Raw genomic sequence first — 25,263 nt, 5'->3', positions numbered from 1 at the left:
TAAAAAATCCCCCCACCGCCCCGAAAATGTATGCTTTAACAGGGAGGATGGAGGGGGTTCTTCATGGAATTTTCGCCTAGCTGTTCAAATCGTCGAACATGGAGCCGATGACGGTGATCTTCATGCTGTCCAGTTCTTCGACACCTTTTAAGGTGCCTAAAACCTTATAGGCATGTTTGAATCCCTTTAGATTAATATCATCGAACCAAACCTTAACGCTGTAATTCCCGTTCGGCATGTTCGCATGGGTATACAGATATTTGTTTTCCGGATTGACGACGATCGTAATTTTGGAGGTCTCCGTGATTTTGTACATATGTTGGCCGTCTTTCACGTATTCTCTATATTTGTACTTCGAATGGCTTTTCGCTGTCTTGGACTCGCTATACCCTTCCAGTACTCTCTTCCAGAACTCATGAGTACTATCTTCGGCCGTGTCCTCGGAATGAAAAACTTCGTAGATGTCCTGCGTGTACCGTGAAGGATCATCGCTTCGATCCAATACATCGATCAGTTTTTCGCCGTTCACGCCTTTGTTTTGTTCAACCGTTAAGACGCCTTTTTTACGTACAAAGCCTCCCCCTTTAGGGGCCAAACCTTCGTTCAAAATATTTACGGCTTCTTTCTTGTTGTTGATATAAATCAGGTCGGACTCATAGCGGAAAGCCCCGATTAGACTGTTCACCAAATCCTTGTGATCCTGGGTCATTTCGCCGTTCTGCGGTTTTTTGTCTTTAAATACGACCGTATTCAAAGTAAACGTATAGCTGCCGGCCGGATTGAAATAATAGCCCGATTTGATCGGATAGGCGTATTTCTGAAGTTGCTTATCCGTAGCGAAGACGGCTTTATCGTAAAGCGATTTTTTATTCGTTCTTCCCGCTGCCGCTTTTCTGGATTGGCTATATTCGGTTTCGAGAGAACTGGTTTTGTTCAAGGTCAAGCCCCCGCTTGCCTGTTGGATAAACTCCCGTTTATACTGACCCGGGACTCTGGTCCAATTGTAGGGCTGTCCGTTTTCGTCTTGATGATGCATCCAACGAATTACGGAATAATAATAGGGCTCATTCGTCCAAAACAATTTTTTCTCGAGTGCACTGCCATTATTGTTTTCGATCTCGTCCCGGTAAGTATATTTTTCGAGTTCCTTCTTGCCGTTGTAAACGTACATGGCGTATGGTTTTTTTATGTTGCCGCTGTCAAACTCAGCGGTTACAGTCCCATATTCTGTTCGTGATTTAGTTTGGCACTTTTCGTTTTCCCCGCTGCCTGAACAATCCTCATAGTACTCCGTATATTGATAAGGCCGGCTCACGGAACCTTCGTAGTAAATCTCCCCGATGCGGAGCAATGGATTATCCGGATTGCTGAGATTGACATATTGTTTGTTTTCCGGATCATCCTTCTTGCCATTAATTCCAAAATCTTTCCGCATGATGGTATAAGTCACTACAGGAGCCCTGGTTATACTTTCACTGGCTTCATCGACTTGATTGTTAAACACCTTGTATTCTCTTAATAAATCATCAGTTCTATTATGAGCATTCAAAACCCCTGTTGCATTTCCAGTCCATCTTGCGTCAGGTAGATCAGGCAATTTCAAGGTCACTGTATTTGCCGGTAAAATGATCTTTTCTTTTTTGGTCAACATATCATACGGCAACGGAATCGGTTTAACAACCTTTATAGTAGACTCCACAATATTGTTGTTCAAAGCCGTCTCTTTCGGGGAGGTTCCATTCTCGTTGACTTTAAACTGAATGCGAACATCACTATCCGGCATCGTGAAGGATGCCGTAAGCCGACGCTCCTTATTGGCACCTATAGGGATCGTGCCCGACGGTTGCGCATAATGAGCATTATCGTTAAAAGACAGCTGGTCCGTTTCTTTCGTTAAAGCTCCGCCTCCCGCCCGTGTTATGGACCAGGAAAAAGCCGGAGTTACTCCATTGGCAAATGTCGACTCCACCATCACCGAAACGTTTACCGTTTCACCGGCTACCGCCTGGGAAGGCAACTCATCAAACGAGACAGATAAATCACTTCCCTGAGTAGCAGCAAATGCAGCAATAGGAATATCCAAGTAAGTGGATCTCATATATACACGTCCAAATCCCTGAGACAGGTATGTCGGAGGCTGAATGATATGAACATATTTAATCCAGCCGCCTTCCGGAGCTCCGTTCGTGTAGTACACTTTTCTCGTCGCATACTCGGAATCTTTATTGTTATGCATAAGATCATCACCATAAGCAACTCCGGCGTACTTGGTGTTAAGTGCTTTTAGAATCTGCTTTTCGAAATTACCGTGAGGTAAATATTCATACAGCTTCTCAGGAATCTCTCTTCTGTAATTATTCGGGAAATCATCAAAATCATTCGCATTCCCTTTATCTTCCCACGGGGTGGGTATCAGTCTAAGTTTATGAATTGGCACGCCGCTCCACCCTGCATCCCAAGGAAACCCATCAGTGGAAACTGAATCTCCAAACTTGTTATATCCAGAATACCTACGCATTTTTTGGCCTTTATGGACTATCTCTGTATCATGGCTGCTCCCGTAGACTATATCAAATCCCGTAAATTTCTGAGGATTTCTAATCCCTTCATCTATCTGCTTTTGTATGAGAGCAGCGTTAAACGCACCATTTTTAGTTTTGGCAGGATAATAATTATCTTCCCCATACAATACTTTCATGTCTTCATTCGCTTGCTTTAACACTAATTCGGGGGTAAGAGTCTTTAAATAGCCAACCAAATCATCTTTATAATCTAATGGCTCAGACCCCACTTTAGTTTGAGGAATAAATCCGCAAAATAGAACGATTAACAAAAATGCAGCCAATCGCTTCCTTATCATAACCTCACCTACTTATACCAAACGTTGATGTTTATGTCACCATATGTCTGAGATTGAACAATCACTTTGAAGGTTTCATCTGTAAAGGTCTTCTTGGCCAATTCATCTTCCTCTAGCTTCTTTTGTTTTACGTAATTCATTACAGAATCAACCGTCTTTTTATCAATTCTTTGGCTCAGAATTTCCTCAGCATCCTTTTGTTGTTGGCTCAGGTCATCCCCAACATGGCCAAAGCTCACCAGTAGTTGAAGAATCGGTCCCTTCTTTGTTTTCGGATCATAACCACTATCTAAAACACTTAACCCTGAATTATAAAAACCGTTAAAACTAAATCCCTCTAACTTTATTTTCTCGCTCTTCCCCTCCACATTTCTTGAAGCTTCCCAAGCCTCCCAATCAAACGGTTTTTCTGTATTCGCATTGTTACCATTGCCCCCGCTAGCTCCCGCACCCGTATGAATCGACACCATATAATTCAGAGAGTCCCAGTTTACTTGCGCCCCAAGAGCCTCGCTTACAAAACGAAGCGGTACATAAGTTCTGTCCGATTTCCGCAAGGCCACCGTGTCCATTTGCTTGGTTTTGCCGTTCACGGTATAGGCCTTCTTGCCGAGCGTCAGAACGATCTGGTTGGAATTCAAGTCTACGGTTACTTTCTTTGTTTTGCTGTTCCAGGCCACTTTGGCACCGAGCGCCTCACTTACAAAGCGTACCGGCACCTGCACCCGGTTGCTTTTATCCACCAAAGGCTGAGCATCCGGAAAACTCATTTTCTCCCCGTTCAATTCCACGCGCAAAGACAACTTCGCCGCGGAAGAGACAGCGGGAAGCGCAGCCAACAGCAGGATCAGCGACAACAGAATAAAACCCGTCTTTTTCAATTTCATGATTAGTCATCTCCTTTTATATTCATTTTAGATGTCATATGTCTATGTATCTCAATTCCCGAAATTCGAGTTCATTGCTTTCGTGACTAAATGTAGACGTGGCGACCTACGCCACCACGTCTACGGACAAAAATTAGATTTTCAGCTTGCTTGCGAGATCCGCATCGCTTTGTCTCTTGACTTCAGCGATTTGACCGATAAGTTGTTTGTAGTCCTCAATCCATTTGTTCAAGCTTGTTACGACTTGGCCTTTGGTCGTTTGGAAGTTCGCGATAAACGCTTCTTCCGAACCGCCGGACCACCAGGATTTCACGCCTTCGACCATCGTGGCCATCCGCTTCAAATCGGATTCGATTTTCGCGATTTCGGACTGCAATTTGTTTTTCAATCCTTCCGCTTGGTCAAAATCAAACTTTTGTTGGTTTGCCATTATAAATTCACCTCCTTTCAAGGATTTTCCTCCCCTCTTCATCCAGCAGAGGAGTCAAGCCTCTAATCACCGCCGCTCCCTATCTCCCTGGAACGGCAGCCCCTTTACTTTTCTCCGCCGCGGCCTTGGCCTTTTTGGCTTCATCGGCTTGGTCCACCCTGTCCGCCAGCCGGTTCAGGCCGCCAGACAGTTTATCCAACTTGCCCAGGAGTCCGGTCACTTCCCTCTGGATCTCCTTGTAGCCGGTACGGAACCCGTTCCCGGCCTCCCCTTGCCACCAGTCTTTCGATTGGTTTACCGCGGCCTGGCACTTCGCGCTGTCGCTTTTTAAATCCGACTTGACGTCATACACCAACTTAGCCTTCGCTTTGATCTCAGAGACGGTTGACATCGGTCACTGCCCCCTTTCGGAAAATCGCCCCTAATAACCGGCCGCGGCCACGGCTTCTTTTACCGGCTCGGCGGCACATCTCAGACCGGTGAACTTGTTCTTGACGATAAAATATCCGTCCATCGCCTCGAGTTCCTTTTCCGTCGCCCCATACGGCAGTCTCGCGGAGAAGAGCGTCTGTTCCTTGATGCTGCCGATCAGCAGGCCGGTCTGCTCTTCCTTGATCGCCTTGCCGAGGCTGTCCCAGTTGCCGGTAAAATCGGAGATGTTGTCCGCCGCGATCACGGCGACCTTCATACCGCGCTCCTGCTTCACGATGCGTTCGATCAGCTCTTTCAGGGAATATTTATCGCCGTCCGTAAACTCGCTGAGCTTATCGAAGGCAAAAATAATCTGTTTCCACGAACGCACCAGTTCCTGCACATCTCCGCTGCTGCGGCGGCACTCCGCCATCTGTCTGCGGCGCTCGTCCAGCAGCTCCTGTATCCGCTCGATAAAGTCTTCTTCCGCTTCGCCCAGATCGGTGACATGCTCCCGGCCCATAATATCGAACAGGCCCATGCCGTTGGAATCGAGGGCATACACCTCGGCGTCGCCGAGCATGTTGATCCAGGAGCGGAGCAGCGTACTCTTGCCGGACATGGATTCCCCGGCGATCATTAACACCGGCGTCGCGTACAGGTCCACATGCACCGGCTGGAGATCGGTATTCCCGAGGCCGATCGCGAGCTTTCCGCCGCCCTGCTGGATCTCCCGGATATCGATGCTCGAAGGCATCATCGGAATCGGTCTGGCCTTCGTGCAGGACAGTCCGGCAATGCGTTCCAGCATCTGCTCGGTGCCAACATCTTCATACTCCGGCAGCGAAGTCTGGAATTCCAGCGGCGGCTTGCCCCGGACGAGTCCCCGTCCGGCCACCTTCATCGGCTCCAAGCCTTCCGTCCGGCCGACCACGCTGTCATAGTCGCCTTTTTCCGTCATCTGGAGGGCTACCGCCAGCTTGAAGTTAACCGACAATTTATACCGTACAAAGGTGGCGTTGGTGGCTGTGGCGACGAGATAAATGCCGTATTTGGAGCCTTCCCGCGCCAACAGCATCATTTGGGCGTCCAGATCCTCATACGATTCCGACAGCGCAAAATAGTTGTCGATGATCAGCACAATCGCCGGCAGCGTATGACCGGAAGCGCGATAAGCGTTGAAGCCCTCGCTGACCGTTTCTTCAAACCGTGCCTTGCGCTGCTCGATCTCCCGGAACAGGAACAGCATGAACTGATCGATCTTCCCTTTTTCCTCCAGCGTCATCACCCCACCGACATGCGGCAGCTTCTCGAACACCCGCAGCGAGTTGCCGCCGAAATCCATCAGGTAGAGGTTCGCCTCATCCGGCGAGTAAGTTTGGGCGATCGACATGCACAGCGTTTTGAGAAACACGGTCTTTCCCGTTCCCGGCGCACCGTAGACGAACAGATTGCCTTCCCCCGCAAAATCAACCTCCAGCACGTTCTGGCTTTGATTCCGCGGATCGTCCATCCGCCCGACCGGCACCGAGAGCAGCTTCTCCCGCTTCGGCCAATGCCCGGGGACAAATCCGTCCCCCAAAATGTTGTCGAAGTAGAGGGCTTCCGGAAGCGGCGGCAGCCAAGGCCCCTTCAACGGCGAAATCCCCGACGACTCCGCCGACTCCGTAATCCGCTCGACCATCGCTTCCAGTTGGGTCGGCAGCTCGTGCTTGACGATCTTCTCTTCCGACAGCGGATAGATTTGCTCCATCCGGCCGTTCAGCGAGACCTCGTAAATCCGCTTCGCCTTGTTCTCGCTCTTCTGCATCGCTCCTTCGGGATCGTAATCCGCTCCCGAGTAAGTCGATTGGAACAGCTCGAAAATCTCGTCGTTCCCGACTTGAATGTAGGCGCGCCCCGGCTCCTTGATCATCGCCGCGTCCGGGCGTTTGATAACGTCCTTACTGTCCCGTTCGTCCTGAACCTTGAGACAGATCTTGAACTTGGAGTTACTCCAGATCTGGTCGTCGACCACCCCGGCCGGCTTTTGCGTCGCCAAAATGAGATGCACGCCCAAGCTTCGGCCTACGCGGGCCGCACTGACGAGCTCTTTCATAAATTCCGGCTGATCCTGCTTCAGCTCCGCGAACTCGTCCGCGATCATGATCAGGTGCGGAATGGCCGGCATCCGGCCGTCCTTGTTGTTGCTGTAGTAAAGCTTTTGATATTTATCGATGTTGTTGACCCCAAATTCCGAGAAAATCCGCTGCCGGCTCATCAGCTCGCTTTTGATGGACAACAGCGCCCGCGTCGTCTGGTTGCCGCCCAGGTTCGTAATCGTCCCCACCAGATGCGGCATCCCTTGGAACACATCGGCCATCCCGCCGCCTTTATAGTCGATCAGGACGAATACCAAGTCATGCGGATGATAGTTCATCGCCAGCGAAATGATGATGCTCTGCAGCAGCTCACTTTTCCCCGAGCCCGTCGTCCCGGCGACCAAACCGTGCGGACCGTGCCCCGTCTCGTGCATATCGAGGTTAAAAAGATTGCCCCCCGCCTTGATGCCAATCGGCACGCTCATCCCTTTAAACGGCTTATTGATCGTCCATCGGGATAACAGATCCACTTCCTTCGTCGTCTTGGCCTGCAGCATGTCGAGCAAGGTCAACGAGTTCGGCAGCGTGAAGTTGCCGCCCGAGTTTTTGATGCGCAGCGGGGCCATTTTCCGGGTCGCCTGCTCCAGCTGCTTGAGGCTTACGGTGTCGGGGTTGAACGTGTTCTTCTCCCCGGTTTCCCGGTCCGCCAGCTCCCCGGTCTTACCTTGGGCCAGAATCACCTGCTTGCAATTCATCGGCAGGTAAGCCTGGTGCTTGGCCAGGTACACCGTCGACAGCCCCAGCGCGGCGCTCTTGTTGTACAGGTATTTCGTGATCGGCTCCTCATCGAGCAGCGAAGCGTCCTCGACGATGAACACGTAGTGCGGCAGCGGAATACCGCCGATCTTGCGCCGCTCGCGTTCCTTGAACACGTTGTTCAGCTCGCCGAGCACGGCGTGAGCAATCGCTTTGCCGCACAGCAGGAAGCGGAAATCGAAGCCGTCGCTCCACAGATGCGGGAGATGGCGCAGCCAGTTCCACTTCTCCAGCCCGTCCTCCGCGGCCAGCACGACCAACCGTACGTCGTCGTAGCCGTGGTGGGTCACGAGCTGCAGCAGCATCTGCGTCACCATGTCAAACGTCTTCTCATCCTCGCCGGCGATCCCGACGATTTCCGCCTGAATCAGATTGACCGAGACCGGCACGCCCTGCACGCGCTCGAATTCCAGCGCCAGCCGCTGCGGTTCCATCATCAGCGGGTCGCTCTCCAGAATGATCGCCTGCTTGGTGTACTTGATTTTCAGCTCGGCCGGAACACTCCCTACGCCCAGGCGAAGCGACAAGAAATCGGGCGAAGATGGCGTTCTTTCCCACAGCCGGTTGTCGATCTCTTGAATCCGCTGCAGACAGGCCGACGGATCGGGACTCATCTCGTTCATCGCCTTGATTTGCTGTTCCCGCGCCAGTTGAAGCTCGCTCCGGCTGTCCGTGATGAACTGCAAATACTTCTGCTCGCGTTCCTTTTTCTTCTTTTTATACTTCCGAATTTGCGACGCCGCGCCGGTCAAGGACACGATCAGAGTCATCACCGTCATGGCGATGGACAGCATCATGTACATGGACTGGGACGTCAGCGCCAGCAGGAGCGTAATGACCAGCATCACCGCCGGCGGCGCCAGCAGGGCGAACCAGGAGATTTCCGGCTTCTCATAGGCGTGAGGAGGATTCGGGATCTCCAGCTCGCCCCCCGGCATTTCCGGAAGAAACCGGGGCTGCCGGCTAAATTCATATTTTTCGTTGATCATACGTACCTCACGATAAAGTTATGACTTTGACCGCCTGCCCGCCGGACAGCGACATCCGGTACCACTCCTGCCGGCTGCAAAAATACAGCGTATCCCGCAAAACATGCAGGTAATCGGCCCGCTCGCCGCAAATCCGGATCCGGCTTCCCGTGTCGGGATCAATCCGGTAGATGGAGCTTTCATTGAGCCGGTTGGCACAGTACAGATAGCGCCCGTCGCTGTTGAGGCTGTTTGGCGCGATGTCGTCATATACGCTTGATTGCCCGGTCGGCAGATGCAAAACGGTAAGCAGGTGTTGATTTTTCTTATCGGCAAAAACCAGGCGCTCGCCCACTTGAATCAACTGCACCGCAGCGTGTTCCGAAACCAGTTCCCGGTCGCCGCCGTCAAGCCCGCAGGAGCGGATCCCCTGCTCAGTCGCATAAAAGAGCCGGTTCGCTTCCACCACGAAAGCTTCCACCGCATCATCCGCCACCCGGGCTTCGCTTCTGCCGTTAAGCAGGCAGCGGTACAGCTTCCGGTCGTTTTCCCCGATATAGTAGAGCCACTCGCCCTGACGGGTCAAACCGTAAACCGGGCGATCCAGCAACGGTTCGGGAGCCTGTGATCCGCGGTCCAAGCGGCACAGCCGGTTTCCCCGCATCTGGTCGCTGCAAAAGATCGCGTCCTCCGCCTCGTTCATAAACCAGAACACCCCGTCCAGAAGCTCCGTCACGCCGGCCGCTTCGTCGCGCCGAAAGGTACCGGAATAGCCCCGGAGATCGGCGAGAAACAGGCCGTTCCCACTCTCAAAGGCGACTCCGCCATTATGGATATTGCTGTTCACGGTCTTCATCCCTTCTATACGAGAGTAAGCAGCGCCCCGTCCACAACGCCTTCTTCCTCCAGCGTCAGGGAGGGGTCCAAAATCCGGCCCAGCGGTTCCGCCTGGAGGCGATGCTCCGGTCCGACGGGGAGTTGCAGCGCTTCGGACAGCATCGCCAGCAGCTCTTGCGAGGTGACGAACCCCGGAATTTTCAATTCCTTCGTCAAATGCGGGCCGGCCTGGAACGTTACCAGGATATAGTCCATGCCGTCACTTCCTTTTGATATTCCAGTTTTCTTGCGCTTATTAACGGGAAAACCTCCCGTTAATTTAAAGCTACGAGCCCTTGGGGCGGAATTAGCTGGAAAAACTCCATCTATTCCATGATCCCGGCCGCTTAGATGTCCGTTTCATGTGAATTAACTGGAGGATTTCCAGTTAATTCATCACTTTCACCTAATAGCTCCCCATTAACGGGAGAAATTCCAGCTAAATGCACTGACGTTGCATTAAACCTGACTTAGTGCTGCCGGTCCGCAATTTTTTCTGGCCGTCCATTATAATAGCGGCGTTTTGGGCTGTTATTTGGCCCAGAATGGCTTTTTCGGGAAGAATAGCGGCTAAAAAGGGCCCTATTTCTCTGGTGCGAGCTCAAAAATCCGGTTTTGGCCCGACTTTCTCTAAAATAAGGCCCCAAATGACCTCTATTTCACACCAAAAAGCCAAATTCGACAAAATCATGCCCCAAACGGCCCTTATCCACCAGCCCGGCTTCAAAGAGAGGCGGTTACGGCTGTTCGCCCCCGCGGATTAATGCAACGCTAGTGAGCTAAATGGGCTAATTAAGCTTTTTTCGCCAATTCAGCCCCATCCTCGCCAGCAATAATCAGTTTTTCACATCCAGGATCAGGCTTCGCTTGGAGGTCAGCTTGGTAGCCGTATCTTCCCCGGCCGCTTCCGCAAGCTGCAAATACTTCGTCTTGAACTTGTACTCGGTCGTCGCCGTCATTTCCACCTTGGAAACCAGCTGTTCCGTCTCCAAATCGTCCTCTACCGTAAAATCGAGTTCCACAATAAATTCATTGTATCTTCCGTCATTGGAGACGAACCTTAGCGTATCTTCGCTCTGTCCCTTGTTCGTGCAGGTAAAATTCATCGCATCCTCGAACGATTCGGTAAAATACCCCACGAATTTCTCCCGGTTGACCTTCGCGTCCAGATTCCGCATTAACTCGTATTCCAAGCTCCGGTCCCTGGCCGAACGGGCCGCATTCGTCAGCGCCGTGCCGAGCAGGACTTTCTCCTTGGTCAAGTTCGCGATCTCCGCGATCGGCTGCAAAAGAACGACGGCCAGAAACACCACCAGAATGCCTATCGCCACATTTTTCATCATTCATCACCGGTCGTGTATTCTCTCTGGTACTCGTCATACGGTAAATCCTTGTAATGTTTCAGCCCGATCGTCTTCATCGTGAACGAAACCGGAAACTCCTGTTCGATTTCCTTCCCCCAGAGCTTCATCTTGAACGGGTAAACGGCGCTCAGCGTGATCGTAACCGGGTTTCCCCGCTGACGATAGGGCTTGGAATCGTCATCCAGATTCTCGTAAACCTCGGCATTGGTATCCCCTTCCGCCGAGTGTTCATCGTCGTCATCCTTTTCTTTCCGCACGGAAATTTTAATATCGTCCGGCCGCTGGTTAAAGATAGGCCTTTCCTGCAGCTCCTCAAGGACCTCTTCCTTATAATCTTTCTTCAGGTAGTTGTCGCTGGCCACCTTTTGCGAGACATGGAAGGTTTCCACGATCAGCGTCGTATACCAGGGAAAGAAATATATAAAGTTCGTAAACACGATGATTGCCACCGTGACCAGGATAGAGATCAGGATGGATTTTGCAAATGCACGCATATCAATTCACCTGTGTGTTAAGACGTAGGAGATTAGGTGGTTCCGCCCATTTTTTCCTTAATCAAATCATCAAAGAGGAACTCCCAGACTTCAGTAATCCATTGCTGCAGCAAGTTATTTTTCAATGTCGTCACAATAAACGCCACAAGAACAATCACCGCGACCGTAATCGCGATCTGCTTCACCCCGATATCCCCGGTTTCATCCTTCCAGAAATTGCGCTTCTCGCTCTTTTCAAGCTCCTTATTTTTCATAAACTCCATCCTCCTCGTCCTCGGACAATTTATTGGAACATTTTTATGGAATCCAAAATGGTGAATAAATAGTAGATGGCGATATAAATCCCCAGCACGACGATCAAGATGAGTTGAATCCGCGAGTTCGTCCGCTGCCTGCGCTCCAGGTCTTCCTCCAGGGCGAGGATGCGGTAGCTGTCCACCTCATTCTTCAGGTAAACCATCTGCGAGATGTTGTCGTACCCTTTGAGCCGGGTTTCCATCAGATCGCAGAACTTGATGATATAGTGGATCGGCACGCGTTTCTTCAACTGCTTCAGCGCATATTCCTCGCCGTACTCGATATTGTCGAGCATCACCCCGAGCTCCTCGGCCATATCCTTGTTGGCGTTCGGCAGATAGTCGCGGATGACGTCGGCCAGGTAGATGTTGACCGATTTGGAGTACTGGTAGTACACCATACTGTAGAACCCCGGAAAGTCATACGCGATATTCTTGTTCTTCTTCTCGATCTTCTTCTCCATCTCCGAGACCGGGTACATCCAGCCGAGGAAAATAAAGATCGCCGAGACGTAACCGAGCAGCTGGTTGGCGCTCATCATCACGATCGTCACCAGCCCGCCGCCCACGGCATAGAACAACTGCTCCGCCCGCAGCTCCTCGGGCTTCATGTTCAAATCCAGGCGGTCGATCATCTTCTGGAAGCGGGTGCGCTCCGCGGTGCTGAGCAGGCGGCCGATATATTTCTCGGAGAACCGGCGCTTAAACACCTTAAACTTGTCATTCAGCTGCGCGTTCTTCCGCTCCTTCAAATATTTACGGTTGCGCTTCTTCTGCCGGGCGTTTACGGGCCGAAAGAACGGGTAAATGAACGCCTTGACCAGGTAAAGCACCGCCGCGAGAGCGCAAAGCTTAGCCAATAAACTCATTTGCCATCACTTCCCGGACCCAGGTTGCCCTGCAGCGCCTGCGTACGGGCGAAGCTGAGACAGATGGTGCTGATCATCGCGGTGTTAATGAGCTTGCCCCAGGTGCTGTAGAGCATGAAATCGCGAAAATCCTCCACCGTTAAAGCGTACAAAAAGAACAAGACAATAATGACCGTTTTGATCAGGAAATCCCGGTTCATCTTGCGGAAAATCCGATCTTTGCGGGCGTTGATTTCCCGAAGCACCGCATTCTCATCGACAATATCGAGAAAAATGTCCGCCATCCCTTTGCGCTCGTTGTACTCGAACACGATGGCTTTTTTGGTGAAATTATCGAATTTCGGGCCGAGCTGCCGATTTAGCAGCGTGATCGCCTGTTTGAACGAGTAGCCGTTATTTTCGCAGTTATCGATGAATTGCTGAAAATAGGGCCGGATGCTGGGCTTGATGTACTCCTCGCTCTCCATCACTTTTTTGATCGCGACCAGTACACCCTCCCGGGCCAAGGGACAAATGATGTCCTCGGCGTCCATGATGCTCTCCAGCTTCTCCGCCTTGATCGCCTTCGACTGCATGACGAAGAAGGTAAGCAGCCCGATGAAAATGGCGACCGTAACGACAACCGCCAGGGTGACGTTTTGCATAAAAATAACCACGACGAGCACGACGATGGCAAAACAGATACAGAGCAGGGAAGTGAAACTTTCCAGCGTCAGCGGCAGATTGAAATCGAGAATCAACCCTTCGACGAGCCGGTTGTATTTGGCGTACACGTTTTCCTTCCGCTTCACGATCCGTTCTTTTTTGATCCGCTCCACATAGCGCTTCGTATTGTATCTGCCCAGGTGCTCCGCCAGCGTGTCCAGCAATCCCAAAAAGAAACGGCCGGTCCCTTCAAAGAACCGCACTTCGAACACCGCGTTGAACACGATAAAGGCGGTGATGCCGAAGAACAGACTAATGATTGAAGTTGTATCCATGGAATCCGTACTCCTCTATCTCATCTTCCCCGGGCGGCGAAGTCAGGAACTCAAAGCGGCTGCGCTTGATCCCCGCTTTGATCATCGTTTGCTGGACCTTCTCGGACAGCATGCCGACACGCTTGTGCTTGCCGATGATCTTCAGCACCCGGTGGGTGCCTTCCTCCTCCAGTACGTCCTCCGAGATGAACTTGTAGATCGGATTGACGATCGGTTCAAGCCCTTCGGAGCCGAGCACTTCCGAGATTGACGTGACTTTGCGGGTTCCGTCCGCCAGCTTTTCCTGGAAAACGATAAATTTGACGGCGCTGCAAATATTCCGCAAAGCCAGCTCGGCCGGCTCGTTGGAGGCCATCAGGTACGCGGTCAGAAAGCGGTAGATCGCTTCGCGGTCGCCCTCGGCATGCAGCGTCGTAAAGAAGAAATGGCCGGTTTGCGCGGCCCGGAGCGCCGTGGCGAATTCCCCCGGCGTCCGCAGTTCGCCCGGACCGATCCAGTGCGGAGACTGCCGCATCGCGTTGATCAACAGATTCTCCATCGTTGCCGGACTGGCGTCGTCATCGTCGGGTACCGATTCATACTGCAGCACGTCGTTGATGATTCGTCCGTGCTCGCTGTTCCCTTCCCGCCGCTGCAGCCGCATTTCCGACGGATTCTCGATCGTAATGATCCGCGACAGCGGATTGATCTCCCGGACCATGATTTCGTTCAGCGTCGTTTTGCCGCTCCCGGTAGGCCCGACCGTAATCCAGGACAAATCCGCCTTCGGCAGCAGGGACAGCAGCTTGAACATGTTTACGGAGAACGATTCGTTCTTGATCATCATTTCCGGGGTAATACTCTTCTTGCTGAACTTCCGGATCACGACGGCCGGCATATCGTACGGCGAGATGTCCGCGTGCGTCGCGTTGACCCGGTATCCTTCGATCGTCCGCGCGTTGACCATCGGGATCTTCGGGGTCAGCCGCACTTTGGAGACGCCGAGCAGCTTGGAGATGATCCGCTCCAGATGCTCCCGGTCGATAAAGTGCTGCTCCCAAGGAACCGTCTTCCCGCCGGTCTCCACAAAGATCTGATCCGTGCCGTTGATCCGGATTTCGTCGATCGACGGGTCTTCCATCGCCTTCGTAATCGGGCCGTAGTGGGTGATCTCGTCGATCAGCGCTCTTTTCAACTCCACCAGCTCGTAGTAGCCTTCGACGACCGGTTTTTGCGAATCGACGAATTCATTGATGTAGGCCTTCGTCATTTCCCGCTTTCGTCCGGGATCGTGTTCCCGCCGGAAAGCGTGCGTCGCTACTTTGGTGATATATTTCTGACACAGTTCCAGCGCTTCTTCAAATTGGATGGTCGTATATTTGTTTTTCAGATCATCCATTTCTTCTTTTTTGACGATCTGATGGCTTACCTTCTGCTGCATGTCGCTGATTTTCGCACGGGTGAGCATAAATTCATTGTCCCTCCCTTACTGGTTGCCCAGGATATCCGCCAGACGCCGCATATCCTTGAGAAAATACCGGTTGACCAGCGGGTTATCCCTGATGTACAGCTTGCCTTCCAGCGCGCTGGCATAGGCCGCTTTGACCAGCGGCAGCGCCGCCACAATATTGAAGCCGAATTCCTTCAGCCCTTTGTAATCGTATTGGACATCCTGCATGTTCATCAGAATCACGCTGGTGAATTTCGCGGTACTGATACCGACCGAAGCAGCAAAATCCAGCATCCGCACCATATTGCTCGAAGCCTCGATCCGCTCGGTCGCCGTAAAGAAGCCGATATGCGAATATTTCATCGCCCCGAGGCAAAACTCCAGCGGAGGATTGTTCGGAATGTCCAGCAAAATGATATCGAACATGCTCTTCAGCGTATCGATGACCCGTTCCAGATGCTCGAACTCAAAGTCGAGATACTCCTCGATCAAATCATGCGGACTCGGCGACAGCAGATACAACCGCTCATACTTCGTCGCCTGAATCTCCTCCCGGAAGTCGACCTTGTCGCTCTTCAGCACCCGGATCAGGCCGCTGCCTTTCTTGCTCGGCTGCGCGTCCAGAAAATGATGCAAATTCGGGTTAAACACTTTTAAATCGACGATACAGGTATTCAGCCCTTTTTGTCCCAACAGATAGCCGAGGTTACTGATGAGCAGCGCGTTGTCGACCATATCGCAGGCCGGAAGGAAGCCGACCACGCTGTAGATGAGCTTGCTCTCCTGCATTTCCGAGCCGACCCGATCCTTGGCCGAAATTTTATTCAGCACCTCATCCAGGTTCAATCCTTGGTTTCGAGCCATGATTCCACCTCATTTTGCAAAGTAGGCAACTGGTCCAGAATGACCTGGCTGTTCTTCCGGCTTAGGATCGTGATCAGATACTTCTTCCCTTCAAAGCCGTTATACTTGGCAAATTTGTCGATTTGCTCCCGCGAGCCTTCCAGCAGCAAGGATTTCGGCTGGATACTCCGCAGGAAATCTTCGCTCTTCATTACTTCCTGCCGCTTGTCTTCACTGAGCTTGAGCACTTCCTTGTAAACCTCATAGATCGAGTGGCTGCGCGAATTGAGCATATCCCGGACTTCAATGCTGTCGAACAAGACCTCGGTGCGCACCTCCGTCCCGGACGCCAGGAACCCGGCATTGGGGTTTCCCGAACCCGTTCCGGTTTTTTCGGCCTCATACGATACGCGGATTCTGACCCGGTCCCCCGGCATCAGAATATCGCCGCCGGCTTCCAGGAAGTTGTAGGGCAAGGTCAGTACTTCGTGCTTGTCATCCAGCTGGTACAGCCATTCGTTCTGCTGCGGCTTCTCCGCCATCAGCTGGTCCTTGTACAAAATGCTTTTGTCCCGCATGTAATACTTCGTAAACTTATCCTTCACTTCCTCAAGATCCTCCGCCAGGATCATGTCCTCGGTATATTCCTTGCGGATGAGCGAATACTTCTCAATCATCTTCTCCGACAGCGGCACGTAAGCCGCGACTCCGCCACTCTGCTTGATCCGGAGTACCTCAACGGTGTCCTTGGCCGCCTCGTTCGCATTGTTCAACACGATAAAAGAGATTACGATGACCGCGATGCTGAACAGCAAAGCGAGTATTTTTTTGAACAGCTTTTTGTTCGGGGAGACGCTTTTTACTGTACTTAAATCCATATGAGTTACGCACCCTCCATCAATCTTAGAAGCATTTGACCAAAAGCCTTCTCATACTCGGCGCCCGCCTGGATCGCGGGGATATCCGTTTCGATCTGGCTGTCGAACCCGTCGCTGTAGGGGACGGAGCCCGCTGTTTTCATCTCGTAACGAAAGTAGTCGCTTAGCCCGGAGGTCAGCAGCTCGCTTACCTTATCCGGAGCGAACAAGCTGTCCTGGAAGCGGGAACGGTCATTGTATTTGGTCACGATGACCTTGGATTTGGCGTTCAGGTAAGACGCGCGTTCCTGGTCCATGACGACCTCCACGTTCCGGATGGTGCTCAGCACGGCGTGGAGATTGTTCGGCACGCAAAGACCGAACAGATCCATATGAATCATCGATTCCCGGAACATCCGGAACAGATCGAGCGGCATATCGAGCAGAACGAGATTAAACTTGGTTCGCAGAACGGAAATTAAGCCGATCAGCTTCTCCGTCGTGTAGAACTGCTCCATTAACTTGCGGTCATGAAAAGAATAGCCCAATCCGGCAAGCCAAAAGTTGTCCTTGATATTAAAAGCGGTGGTCATATAGTCCTGCGGCCTGGCCAGTGTGCGGATTAGCGAAGCGCTCATCTGCTCGTCTTTGTTCGTCCGCTCATGGAAGCGGCTGAAATACATGTTCGTGCTGCGGTACTCCGCATCCATATCGATGATGATCGTACTGAGCCCCCGCTTGCTGGCTTCATGCGCCAAATTGACGACCGTGCTCGTCAATCCGCTTCCCCGATGGCCCGTAATGGCAGCAACGCGGCTGATTCCCCGGCTGACGTTGAGCAAATCCCGGGTCAGGCGGTCCGTCGCCTCCGGTTCGGCTTTCGGTTCCGGTTTGGAGCGAAAACGGTCGAAGAACGATCTTTTTTTCTCCGGCGGCTTATTCTCTTCAGGTTCCTCGGTAACGTGCTTGGGTTCTGATTTGGCAGATCTATGTATATCGGTAAGTTTTTTATGGCCCTGCTGATCCATCGCCTCCGCAAAAACCTCAGAAGGAATCCGCACCTGGTCGGAAACGATCAGCGTTATGTTCGTATATTCTTTAGTCAGCGACGCCAGTTCCTGAGGTTTCAAATAGTCCCGCGTCACGATCAGGACCGGAATCCCGGGTTTTCTCCCGTTCTCGATCCATCGGAGCAGGGCCGTCAAATCTTCCCGATCCTGTCCGGGACGCCCGGAGAAAGCTTGATCCGTAATGAGCACGCCGTCCAGAGCCGGATTTTCCCGGGACAGGAACTCCCCGAGCTCCGGCAATTCCAGTCCGTTCGGATGGACCGACTCCATTTTTCGGCCTAAGCAGCTTGTCACTATTCTATGAAATCCACCGGATACGATAAGCCATTTCATATGTTCACCTGCTAGTAGATGGTTTTTCACAGGAATTAGTAATTTTTACCTCCCTGGCTTTTGCTATTATACAAGTAACCTATATCACAGACAATCCAAAAAACGATAAATAATCCCTTAGAAGGACGATTTCCAAGTATAGGAAGGCCCTTTGACATATCTTTTGCGGAACTGGGGAAAAAGTAGGATTCTCCCAAACAGTCGCCAAGAATTAGTGAGAAATGCAGAGGATGTAAAAAATACCCGGACCGCCTAAGAGAAAACTCGTGTTGATGTCAAACGTCGAGTCCAGAGTAGTCATCGCCAAATCCGTCTCTATTTTAATAGGAAGAAACTCGGAATAAGAAAGAACGTGCGACGCAATTTTTCGGTTTGACGGATTCACGAATCCGAAAAAAACCGTATGACTTAAGTCGTGAATATGAGCGAATCAACCTGTATCTTAAGTCGTGTTATTTTTTGGTTCCTCCATCCCATATCCCCTCGATTCCTCAGACTTTTTTCATACGCGATTGTGCTGCTGCAAATGTTTAGAGTTCACAAAAATAAAACGACGATCGCTTCAAAATCATTGCGATCGCCGTAAAAGCTTACCTAAATTTATTATACTCTTTTGTCCAGAACTCCATTGTTATCGTCGTCGTATACATACCCATCGATATCATAGTTTCTGTACTCACCAGCCAATTCATCAATCATCCTTCTCAGCAAAGCGTTTTGGTCGGTGCTTGATAGTCTATCCCAATCATCTTTCTCAACATAGACCTTCACAACAGCTTCTTCATCATCCTCATCCACAGATAGTCTTATGGACAGCGGTATTCCGCGATAAGTGCCAAAATTTCTCTTCAACTTGTCAAGCATGTCATCCTCATCAGTCACACCGCTGCTAGACAGGGTGACATTTCCTGAACTGCTGACGGAAAACGATGTTAATTTCTTGGAACTTTCGTTTCGCACAGTCCCAGTGATATCAGCACGATCAAACTCGTCAAGGATGTCATCTACAATAGCTTGGACAAGGTTTTTCTTCCTGCTGCTGGTCAAGTCTTTCCAGATATCTTCGTCAACTTCCACTTTTACAGTAATATCATTTTTGTCGCCGGATAGCGATATTTCAGCATCTAGTCGGCTATAGTAATCCCTATAGTCCTTGTTTAGCTTATCTTCTAATTTATCCAGATTCCCCTTACTGGTTGAATTTTTTTGCGCACTAAGTTGCGTTTCCAATGTAGCGATGGTCTGATTCTTTGTGGCAAGGGTGGAATTCGCGTCGCTAAGCTCTTTTTTCAAACTGGTTACTTGACTTTCCAAGTCTTTGATCTGTTTATTCAAACTATCGATCGTGGCCTGGTCAATTGGAGCCGTTAGGTCCGAAATCTGAATTTGCTTTGCCGCGCCATCCCAATATAGTGATTTTCCAAGTGCTTCTCCCGCCATTCTGATAGGCACATACGTAGATCCGTCGACCACAAAAGGCTCCTGACCGGAAGTAGAACTGATGGTTTGACCGTTGTAAACAAGTTTAATGTTACTATATACCGCTTTCAATGTTTTTGTAGCCTCTGCCGCAAAAGAAGTGTTTGCCAGCACGGTACCCGATACAAGAGTCGCAGCCAGGGCTATTGCCGCTGCCGTTTGTTTCTTCATCTTCATTTGGTACATATTCCCCTTTTACATAATTCCCCAACCGATTTCCCCCATAGTGCCCGTAAAACCAGTTGTAGGTATATAAAAGGTTACCATAAATTTCTTGGGAGTGCGAATACAATGTACCAGTAATTAGCTACTTTATTAAATCGCACTTTCCGGCCAGTCGGCCCCTCCCCTCCTTAATGACTATTTTCCAGAATCCTGGAATTTAAGAATTTTGTTGGATTTCCCGTTTTTCTGTCTTCCATGATAATGGAATGGGGTAATGTTCCTTGATAACCATTTTGAGAGGAGAACTGCTGATGTCTCAATTTTTGAAAAGACTCACCGCAATATCCCTTAGCTGCCTGCTGGCCTGGACCGTTTGGCCGGGAACCGGTAAGGCCGCCGAGTCTCCGGAAAAACCGGGCACGCCGAAAACCGAGTGGAGCTTCGAGTTTGGACAAGCTTTCAGATCTTCCAAAGGAAACTCGGTTATCTCCGCTACCGATGGAGGATACCTTGCCGTCGGTGACGTAAGCAACAGCTCAACTTCTTTTGGATACGTCGTAAAAGTGGATGAAAGTGGCCGCCCCCTATGGGAGCAAACCTTGAATGCTACCGGAGACCCCAATATGGATGGCGTCACGGCCCAAGGGATCATCCCCGTACGGGAAGGCGGTTATTTGGTGAGCGGAGCAGCGACGGACCGGACGGCCAGGCCTTTAAACATTCCTTATTTGGCCAAGCTGGACGACCAGGGAGTCGTCGAGTGGTCCCGCTATTACCACCTTTCGAACTCCACTCATTTTTATGCGGAATCCGCTACGGAGACAGTGGATGGCGGATTTGTATTTACGGGCTATGGCGCCAATTCCTGGAGTGAGGCTCCAGCTTACCTGATGAAAGTAGATCGGAATGGTAACGAAGTATGGCATAAAACTTTCCGGCTTGGCGATAACCAGTCCTTTAGTGAAGTATTAAGCACTTCAGACGGAGGCGTGCTGGCGGTCGGTGAAATCGACAGTGTGATGCATTCGGATTCCGACGCCTCCCTGGTCGTTAAAGTCGACGCGAATGGTGAAGTGCAATGGGAAAAACAGCAAGTTTTTCCCGGCAGCGGCCGCTCCGCTTGGTCCGTACAGATGACGTCGGACGGAAGCTATATGGTCTCCGGAATGACGCGTCAAGACGGAAAGCAGGTGCCGTTCGTATTCAAAATGGATGAAAACGGAGAGATCCTCTGGGAGAAAACCTACCCGCTTGGGGAGGGAGAACATTTCTTCCAGCAGTTGGTTTCGACCCCGGATGGCTATGCTCTGCTTGGGCGCCACACCATCCGCGAGGATGTGTATACTTCGTCGTCGCAGTATCAAATTTTGCGGATAGACCACGACGGGAATATGACCGGACATCTCCGGTTTGGAGGCCCGGGATTGGGATATATCGAGAAAGGTACGTACAGCCCGGATGGCGCTTTTCTCATGACGAGTCAAGTTAAATTAAACGAAAGGTACCTGATGCAGCTGATCAAGGTAACAGGCAAAGGCGAGGGGCCGACGGCGAATTTGCAGGAACTCCGGTTCACGGATCCGGCTCTGGAGCTTGACGTCGGCGAACGCAAGCCTAGCGTCGTAGAGGCGGTTTATGCGGATGGAACCGCGTCGGTCATCACGAACCAGGCCGTATTCACCTCGCTAAATCCGGAAATTGCCACCGTCGATAGCGACGGCTTCGTTACGGGCCTGTCCCACGGGACGACGGAAATCGTCGCCGAATATGCCGGATTCTCCGCAAGACTGCCGGTGACGGTGACGGACATCCCTGGCGAAACGCAGGGGCGGTTCTACCTGGACTCGGAGGATTATTCGCTGATGATCGGCGGTGAGCTGGATACCCAGGCTCTATTTACCGACGAGTCGGGCCATACCTCGATCGTGAACGGGGAAACCCGGTTTACGATCGCCGATCCCGAAATCGCTCAAGTGGATGAGCGCGGCTTTCTCCTTGGCCTCAAGCCGGGGCTCACTTCCGTGACGGCCGAATACCGGGGGCACACCTTCACGGGGAGCGTGCTGGTCGTGAAGCCGTATGTGCCGGTGCCGCCGGTTCCGGCAGACGAGCAACCGACGGCCCCGGAAGCGCCGGAAGTGAACGCTGAGCCGGAAGGGCCGCCGGTTCCGGCGGTGGAAACACCTGCGGGGCCGGCCGCCCCTGAAGCGGACGCGGAGCCGGAGGGGCCGCTAGCCGGCGAGGCGCCCGCTAAGACCGGCGGGCAGCCTGGAGCGCCGGCCGAGCCTGCTGTAGAGGCGGCCCCGGCAGCTCCGGCGGCCCCCGAAACCGGGGACGGCTTGAAGTAAGCCGCCCAGTCTGGATAACAAGCCCGGATTAGATCCGGGCTTGTTCCTTTTGCCCAGCCTTACAAAAGCCCGCAAAAATGCAGGCTTTGACGGACCGGGTCAGGACTTTCCGGCAAATTTCTGCGAATCTGCATCTTTTTTCGGGGGAAACGGCCCGGCAGGCTGATTCCTACGAAAATACCTGCATTTTTTGCAGGAATTCTTTATTTATTTGAAATCCCCGATCCAAAGCCTGCATTTTTGCAGGAATTTCGCCCACGGGAGCAGCAGCGGCACCCTTTTAAACCCCGGACATCGCCGGCGGCGCAAAAAAAGCCGCCGAACTCGTCGCGGCGGCAGCATAAACCTTCTTCTTCACTTGTCCTGCTCTTCCTTCTCCTTGATCAATTCCAGAAATTCCAGAATGATATCGGATACCGCATCTTCGGCCGGCGAATGAATGTACTTGCTGACTCGCAGGATATCGCCTCTATACAGCTCAAGCAGTTGCAGTACGGCCTCCGGGTCGTTTTGCTTCGCCCGATGAAGCAAAGTCAGGAACTCATCATCCGGGACAACTCTTGGATCATTTTGCGCTTCCATTTGTTCACCCCTTGCTGAGTCATATTCAATTCAAGGGCTACCTCACGCTCGGTCTTGTCTTGCAAATAAAGCTTATAAATGATCAAACGCCCCGTACTCGAAGGCAAGGCATCGATCAGCTGACGGATCAACATTTTGTCATCAGAAGATGAGGTAAAACTGGATACGGCCGGTTCGAATCCGTTGAATGAACATTCCCGTCTTTTCACAACTTTGGCTTTGTACTGTACCCTCCAGGCGATCCGATAAACTTCTTTCCGATATTGCTCATACACGGTTGGTTGTTCCTTCAAATTAACCTCCCCCTTCCATCTTCATCTTCTATGTATAGGGAAATGTGAAGGTTGAACTTACAACCATTAATATGCGAGATAATTTCAATTATAACATTTTTTCTAATTATTGGTTGTCAAAGTGGACAATTTTTTTCTCTATATAAGTGAAAGGGAATTTTCAGAGAAAGGAGGCCCTGAACATGCAGGTCACGGACATTGTCTCGATGGTGGCGAATGTTGGATTTCCCGTCACGCTGTGCTTTATCCTCATCAAGTATGTACTTGAAACTGTCGGTAAAAAGCTGGATACCATGAACTCTACGATTCAAGAATTATCCGAGCAAGTCAGAAATCTCGAAGAAAGCATCGACGGCGCCAGCCCGGCGGGTCAGACCGGTGCAAAAGCCAAATGAGTTTGAGTTTATCCCGTTTCGAACCCGTTGTATCGTGTCGTCACAGTGAACAAGGAAGCAGCCTGGCCCCATTCGAGCACAAGTTCCTAGCCTTTGGCTGCTTCCTGTTTTTCATGGCCCTTAGCAAACCGCCTTCCGCATCATTTTATTCCCTTCAAGCCCGTCCTATGCCTAAGCCGCGGATAGTCAAAAAATATCGAATATTGTCACCGTTTCGGAATGTACTATATAATCTATTTAAAAATTAATGAATAGGCGGTTGATCAGCGGATGAGTATTTTGCATAGCCTAGTCGCTTCGGTCCCTTACATGAAAAAAATGATTAAGGGCGACATTATGATCGGAATCACCGATCTCGAAAAATTTCTGCTCTATGAACCTTCTCAGGCTATCGATTTTCAGATCAAGCCCGGTGATCCTATTCCGGCGGACGACCGAAACCTGAGAACCGCCCTGGCCGGTCAAATCTCTTCCACCCAACTTCCTGCGGATATTTACGGAATTCCAATCCTGGCTTCCGCCATCCCGGTCCGGGATGAGCACGGAACCATCATCGGAGCTTTGGCTACCGCCCAGTCCATGGAGAACCAATTGAAGCTGGAAGAGAACATGCTGATGATGGAGTCCATTGCGGGCCGCCTTGTCGATATGGTACAGACCGTGGCCGCCCATTCCGAAGAACTGACGGCCACCAGCGAGAACATGCTGGCCAATACAAAGCAAACCGTGGAAAACTCCTCGGAGATTAATCATACCATCGGATTTATTAAAGAGATCTCCGAGCAGACCAATCTGCTTGGGCTAAACGCCGCGATCGAAGCGGCCAGAGTCGGTGAACTCGGAGCCGGCTTCGGGGTGGTGGCCAAGGAAGTCCGCAAATTGTCGGTCAGCACGAAAGAGGCCACCGCCAATATTTCCTCGACGCTAACCAATGTTCAGGACTCCATCCGCCGGCTGGAAACCGATTTTTCGCAAATCGTTCACTCTTCGCAAGAGCAGGCCGTTCTGGTCACGGAGTTCATGACGGTCATCGAACAACTGAACGAGGCCAGCCAGCAGATGAAAAGCTTTGTCGAATCGCTGATGCAGCACACCAGAGAATAAAACGAAAACGGCAGCCGCGGCTGCCGTTTATTTTTTCACTCGAACGGATATTTCAAATTCCATTGCCCACGGACTTCGTCAAGAAGCTTCATAATTCCGAGCGATTCCTCCAGCGTGATGGACGGGCTCTCCTTCAGGTCTGCCTGAAGGCAACGGCCCACCTCCTCCGCTTCAAAAGCATATCCGGTGGACAACCGGTCGTCAGAGAATTTTATTTCCTCTTGGCCGGCAACCCGCAGATAGGCTTCCTTCGCGTTCAGGAAAGACGGAATATAAATGGAGCCTTCCGTTCCGTGAATATAGGCGTCATTCATCAACGCAAGCCGGACGGCTCCGTGCAGGGAGGCGGTTTTCCCCTGGCCGTAGTCCAGCAGAATGGAGAAGTGCTCGTCGACACCCGTCTGCCCAAGATAGACATTGCTCCAAATGTGTTCCGGCTTCGTTCCGAAAATCATCGACGCGAAAGAGACCGGGTAAATGCCCGCATCCAGCAACGCTCCGCCTCCGAGCTGCGGATTCAACAGGCGGCCTTCGGGATTCCAGTCGCTGCGGAAACCGAATTCGGCTTTAAGCAGCTTCACTTCGCCGATCCGCCCTTCCTCAAGCCACGTTCTGACCTGGACGATCGGCGGCAAAAACCGGGTCCACATCGCCTCCATCAAAAAGAGCTTTTTCCGCCTCGCCGCGTCCACAAGCGGCTCCAACTCGGCGCTGTTTACGGTGAACGGCTTTTCGCATAAGACGGCTTTACCCGCATTCAGAGCGGCAAGCACGTTCTCCCGGTGATAAGGATGCGGCGTTGCCACATAGATCGCATCGATATCCGGATCCTCCACCAATTCCGCATAGGTGCCGTAAGCGCGGGGCAAGCCGAATCGATCCGCAAACTTCTTAGCGCTTTCAATCGTCCGCGACCCTGCAGCCAAACCCTCTCCATTTCCGACGTAAGCCAAATCTTCGGCGAACCTCTCGGCAATCCATCCTGTGCCCATGATTCCCCATTTGATTGTTCCGCCCGCTTTTTCCACGATAG

23 protein-coding genes are annotated in these 25,263 nt (G+C 51.5%); 3 read left to right on the top strand and 20 right to left on the bottom strand.

Annotated features, from left to right (window positions below):
- Positions 1-76 precede the first annotated feature (76 nt).
- The 17 genes from V4U88_RS11645 to V4U88_RS11565 all read right to left on the bottom strand — a co-directional run bounded on the left by V4U88_RS11645 (position 77) and on the right by V4U88_RS11565 (position 19,520).
- A complete protein-coding gene (locus V4U88_RS11645) occupies positions 77-2,845 on the bottom strand; it encodes a hypothetical protein (protein ID WP_334073439.1) in 2,769 nt (922 codons plus the stop codon).
- Positions 2,846-2,868: 23 nt separating this feature from the next.
- Positions 2,869-3,747, bottom strand: coding sequence for a copper amine oxidase N-terminal domain-containing protein (locus V4U88_RS11640; RefSeq protein WP_334073438.1), 879 nt, complete (start codon positions 3,745-3,747; stop codon positions 2,869-2,871).
- 133 nt (positions 3,748-3,880) lie between these two features.
- Positions 3,881-4,177: a WXG100 family type VII secretion target gene (locus tag V4U88_RS11635; protein ID WP_148450944.1), complete on the bottom strand. Its 297-nt coding sequence runs from the start codon at positions 4,175-4,177 to the stop codon at positions 3,881-3,883.
- 79 nt (positions 4,178-4,256) lie between these two features.
- Positions 4,257-4,568 (bottom strand): WXG100 family type VII secretion target, encoded by a 312-nt coding sequence (locus V4U88_RS11630; RefSeq protein ID WP_334073437.1) that lies wholly within the window; start codon positions 4,566-4,568, stop codon positions 4,257-4,259.
- Between the two features lie 30 nt (positions 4,569-4,598).
- Positions 4,599-8,474: a type VII secretion protein EssC gene (gene essC, locus V4U88_RS11625; protein ID WP_334073436.1), complete on the bottom strand. Its 3,876-nt coding sequence runs from the start codon at positions 8,472-8,474 to the stop codon at positions 4,599-4,601.
- A 7-nt stretch (positions 8,475-8,481) separates the two neighbouring features.
- Positions 8,482-9,300 (bottom strand): DUF5050 domain-containing protein, encoded by an 819-nt coding sequence (locus tag V4U88_RS11620; RefSeq protein WP_334073435.1) that lies wholly within the window; start codon positions 9,298-9,300, stop codon positions 8,482-8,484.
- Positions 9,301-9,314: 14 nt separating this feature from the next.
- Positions 9,315-9,545 carry an EsaB/YukD family protein gene (locus V4U88_RS11615; protein WP_334073434.1) on the bottom strand — a complete coding sequence of 77 codons (231 nt, stop codon included), beginning with the start codon at positions 9,543-9,545 and terminating at the stop codon, positions 9,315-9,317.
- A gap of 620 nt (positions 9,546-10,165) precedes the next feature.
- A complete protein-coding gene (locus V4U88_RS11610; RefSeq protein ID WP_334073433.1) occupies positions 10,166-10,672 on the bottom strand; it encodes a hypothetical protein in 507 nt (168 codons plus the stop codon).
- Entirely contained in the window at positions 10,669-11,187 is a 519-nt protein-coding gene (locus V4U88_RS11605; RefSeq protein ID WP_334073432.1) for a hypothetical protein, read from the bottom strand. Before V4U88_RS11605 ends, V4U88_RS11610 begins: the two co-directional genes overlap by 4 nt.
- Positions 11,188-11,219: 32 nt before the next feature.
- On the bottom strand, positions 11,220-11,441 hold the full coding sequence (locus V4U88_RS11600; protein ID WP_334073431.1) for a hypothetical protein: 222 nt from the start codon (positions 11,439-11,441) through the stop codon (positions 11,220-11,222).
- A 29-nt stretch (positions 11,442-11,470) separates the two neighbouring features.
- Complete coding sequence (locus tag V4U88_RS11595) at positions 11,471-12,352, bottom strand: hypothetical protein (protein ID WP_334073430.1); 882 nt, start codon at positions 12,350-12,352, stop codon at positions 11,471-11,473.
- Complete coding sequence (locus V4U88_RS11590; protein WP_148450953.1) at positions 12,349-13,332, bottom strand: hypothetical protein; 984 nt, start codon at positions 13,330-13,332, stop codon at positions 12,349-12,351. Before V4U88_RS11590 ends, V4U88_RS11595 begins: the two co-directional genes overlap by 4 nt.
- Complete coding sequence (locus V4U88_RS11585; protein WP_334073429.1) at positions 13,310-14,779, bottom strand: CpaF family protein; 1,470 nt, start codon at positions 14,777-14,779, stop codon at positions 13,310-13,312. The genes V4U88_RS11590 and V4U88_RS11585 overlap by 23 nt, the downstream gene beginning before the upstream one ends.
- An 18-nt stretch (positions 14,780-14,797) precedes the next feature.
- Positions 14,798-15,625: a hypothetical protein gene (locus tag V4U88_RS11580; RefSeq protein WP_334073428.1), complete on the bottom strand. Its 828-nt coding sequence runs from the start codon at positions 15,623-15,625 to the stop codon at positions 14,798-14,800.
- The gene (locus V4U88_RS11575; RefSeq protein WP_148450956.1) at positions 15,604-16,482 is read right to left on the bottom strand and encodes a flagellar biosynthesis protein FlgA; all 879 of its coding nucleotides are present in this window, start codon (positions 16,480-16,482) and stop codon (positions 15,604-15,606) included. The genes V4U88_RS11580 and V4U88_RS11575 overlap by 22 nt, the downstream gene beginning before the upstream one ends.
- Positions 16,483-16,487: 5 nt before the next feature.
- Positions 16,488-17,864 (bottom strand): helicase HerA domain-containing protein, encoded by a 1,377-nt coding sequence (locus V4U88_RS11570; protein WP_334073427.1) that lies wholly within the window; start codon positions 17,862-17,864, stop codon positions 16,488-16,490.
- A 603-nt stretch (positions 17,865-18,467) separates the two neighbouring features.
- Positions 18,468-19,520 carry a stalk domain-containing protein gene (locus V4U88_RS11565; RefSeq protein ID WP_334073426.1) on the bottom strand — a complete coding sequence of 351 codons (1,053 nt, stop codon included), beginning with the start codon at positions 19,518-19,520 and terminating at the stop codon, positions 18,468-18,470.
- A 299-nt stretch (positions 19,521-19,819) separates the two neighbouring features.
- On the opposite strand from V4U88_RS11565, the gene V4U88_RS11560 reads away from it, so the two are divergent.
- On the top strand, positions 19,820-21,856 hold the full coding sequence (locus V4U88_RS11560) for an Ig-like domain-containing protein (RefSeq protein WP_334073425.1): 2,037 nt from the start codon (positions 19,820-19,822) through the stop codon (positions 21,854-21,856).
- A gap of 354 nt (positions 21,857-22,210) precedes the next feature.
- On the opposite strand, the gene V4U88_RS11555 is transcribed toward V4U88_RS11560, so the two are convergent.
- Together V4U88_RS11555 and V4U88_RS11550 are read right to left on the bottom strand one after the other, a co-directional pair.
- Positions 22,211-22,387, bottom strand: coding sequence for a helix-turn-helix domain-containing protein (locus V4U88_RS11555; protein ID WP_334073424.1), 177 nt, complete (start codon positions 22,385-22,387; stop codon positions 22,211-22,213).
- A gap of 2 nt (positions 22,388-22,389) precedes the next feature.
- Positions 22,390-22,731, bottom strand: coding sequence for a sigma-70 family RNA polymerase sigma factor (locus V4U88_RS11550; protein ID WP_334073423.1), 342 nt, complete (start codon positions 22,729-22,731; stop codon positions 22,390-22,392).
- 182 nt (positions 22,732-22,913) lie between these two features.
- Between V4U88_RS11550 and V4U88_RS11545 the strand changes: the two genes are divergently transcribed.
- Complete coding sequence (locus V4U88_RS11545) at positions 22,914-23,126, top strand: hypothetical protein (protein ID WP_334073422.1); 213 nt, start codon at positions 22,914-22,916, stop codon at positions 23,124-23,126.
- 270 nt (positions 23,127-23,396) lie between these two features.
- A complete protein-coding gene (locus V4U88_RS11540) occupies positions 23,397-24,230 on the top strand; it encodes a methyl-accepting chemotaxis protein (RefSeq protein WP_334073421.1) in 834 nt (277 codons plus the stop codon).
- Between the two features lie 35 nt (positions 24,231-24,265).
- On the opposite strand, the gene V4U88_RS11535 is transcribed toward V4U88_RS11540, so the two are convergent.
- Positions 24,266-25,261 carry a Gfo/Idh/MocA family protein gene (locus V4U88_RS11535; RefSeq protein WP_442951888.1) on the bottom strand — a complete coding sequence of 332 codons (996 nt, stop codon included), beginning with the start codon at positions 25,259-25,261 and terminating at the stop codon, positions 24,266-24,268.
- Between the last annotated feature and the right edge of the window lie 2 nt (positions 25,262-25,263).

Source organism: Paenibacillus sp. A14 (assembly GCF_036864815.1).
GTDB lineage: Bacteria > Bacillota > Bacilli > Paenibacillales > Paenibacillaceae > Fontibacillus > Fontibacillus sanfengchensis.
The sequence above is the reverse complement of the archived record's forward strand: the minus strand, read 5'-3'. Positions and strand labels throughout refer to the sequence as shown.

What these genes read in the sequence shown, in the direction of transcription:
- V4U88_RS11640 (WP_334073438.1), bottom strand. Translation starts at nt 3,747, where the DNA reads ATGAAATTGAAAAAGACGGGTTTTATTCTGTTGTCGCTGATCCTGCTG.
- V4U88_RS11635 (WP_148450944.1), bottom strand. Translation starts at nt 4,177, where the DNA reads ATGGCAAACCAACAAAAGTTTGATTTTGACCAAGCGGAAGGATTGAAA.
- V4U88_RS11630 (WP_334073437.1), bottom strand. Translation starts at nt 4,568, where the DNA reads ATGTCAACCGTCTCTGAGATCAAAGCGAAGGCTAAGTTGGTGTATGAC.
- essC (WP_334073436.1), bottom strand. Translation starts at nt 8,474, where the DNA reads ATGATCAACGAAAAATATGAATTTAGCCGGCAGCCCCGGTTTCTTCCG.
- V4U88_RS11615 (WP_334073434.1), bottom strand. Translation starts at nt 9,545, where the DNA reads ATGGACTATATCCTGGTAACGTTCCAGGCCGGCCCGCATTTGACGAAG.
- V4U88_RS11610 (WP_334073433.1), bottom strand. Translation starts at nt 10,672, where the DNA reads ATGATGAAAAATGTGGCGATAGGCATTCTGGTGGTGTTTCTGGCCGTC.
- V4U88_RS11605 (WP_334073432.1), bottom strand. Translation starts at nt 11,187, where the DNA reads ATGCGTGCATTTGCAAAATCCATCCTGATCTCTATCCTGGTCACGGTG.
- V4U88_RS11600 (WP_334073431.1), bottom strand. Translation starts at nt 11,441, where the DNA reads ATGAAAAATAAGGAGCTTGAAAAGAGCGAGAAGCGCAATTTCTGGAAG.
- V4U88_RS11595 (WP_334073430.1), bottom strand. Translation starts at nt 12,352, where the DNA reads ATGAGTTTATTGGCTAAGCTTTGCGCTCTCGCGGCGGTGCTTTACCTG.
- V4U88_RS11590 (WP_148450953.1), bottom strand. Translation starts at nt 13,332, where the DNA reads ATGGATACAACTTCAATCATTAGTCTGTTCTTCGGCATCACCGCCTTT.
- V4U88_RS11585 (WP_334073429.1), bottom strand. Translation starts at nt 14,779, where the DNA reads ATGCTCACCCGTGCGAAAATCAGCGACATGCAGCAGAAGGTAAGCCAT.
- V4U88_RS11580 (WP_334073428.1), bottom strand. Translation starts at nt 15,625, where the DNA reads ATGGCTCGAAACCAAGGATTGAACCTGGATGAGGTGCTGAATAAAATT.
- V4U88_RS11575 (WP_148450956.1), bottom strand. Translation starts at nt 16,482, where the DNA reads ATGGATTTAAGTACAGTAAAAAGCGTCTCCCCGAACAAAAAGCTGTTC.
- V4U88_RS11570 (WP_334073427.1), bottom strand. Translation starts at nt 17,864, where the DNA reads ATGAAATGGCTTATCGTATCCGGTGGATTTCATAGAATAGTGACAAGC.
- V4U88_RS11565 (WP_334073426.1), bottom strand. Translation starts at nt 19,520, where the DNA reads ATGAAGATGAAGAAACAAACGGCAGCGGCAATAGCCCTGGCTGCGACT.
- V4U88_RS11560 (WP_334073425.1), top strand. Translation starts at nt 19,820, where the DNA reads ATGTCTCAATTTTTGAAAAGACTCACCGCAATATCCCTTAGCTGCCTG.
- V4U88_RS11545 (WP_334073422.1), top strand. Translation starts at nt 22,914, where the DNA reads ATGCAGGTCACGGACATTGTCTCGATGGTGGCGAATGTTGGATTTCCC.
- V4U88_RS11540 (WP_334073421.1), top strand. Translation starts at nt 23,397, where the DNA reads ATGAGTATTTTGCATAGCCTAGTCGCTTCGGTCCCTTACATGAAAAAA.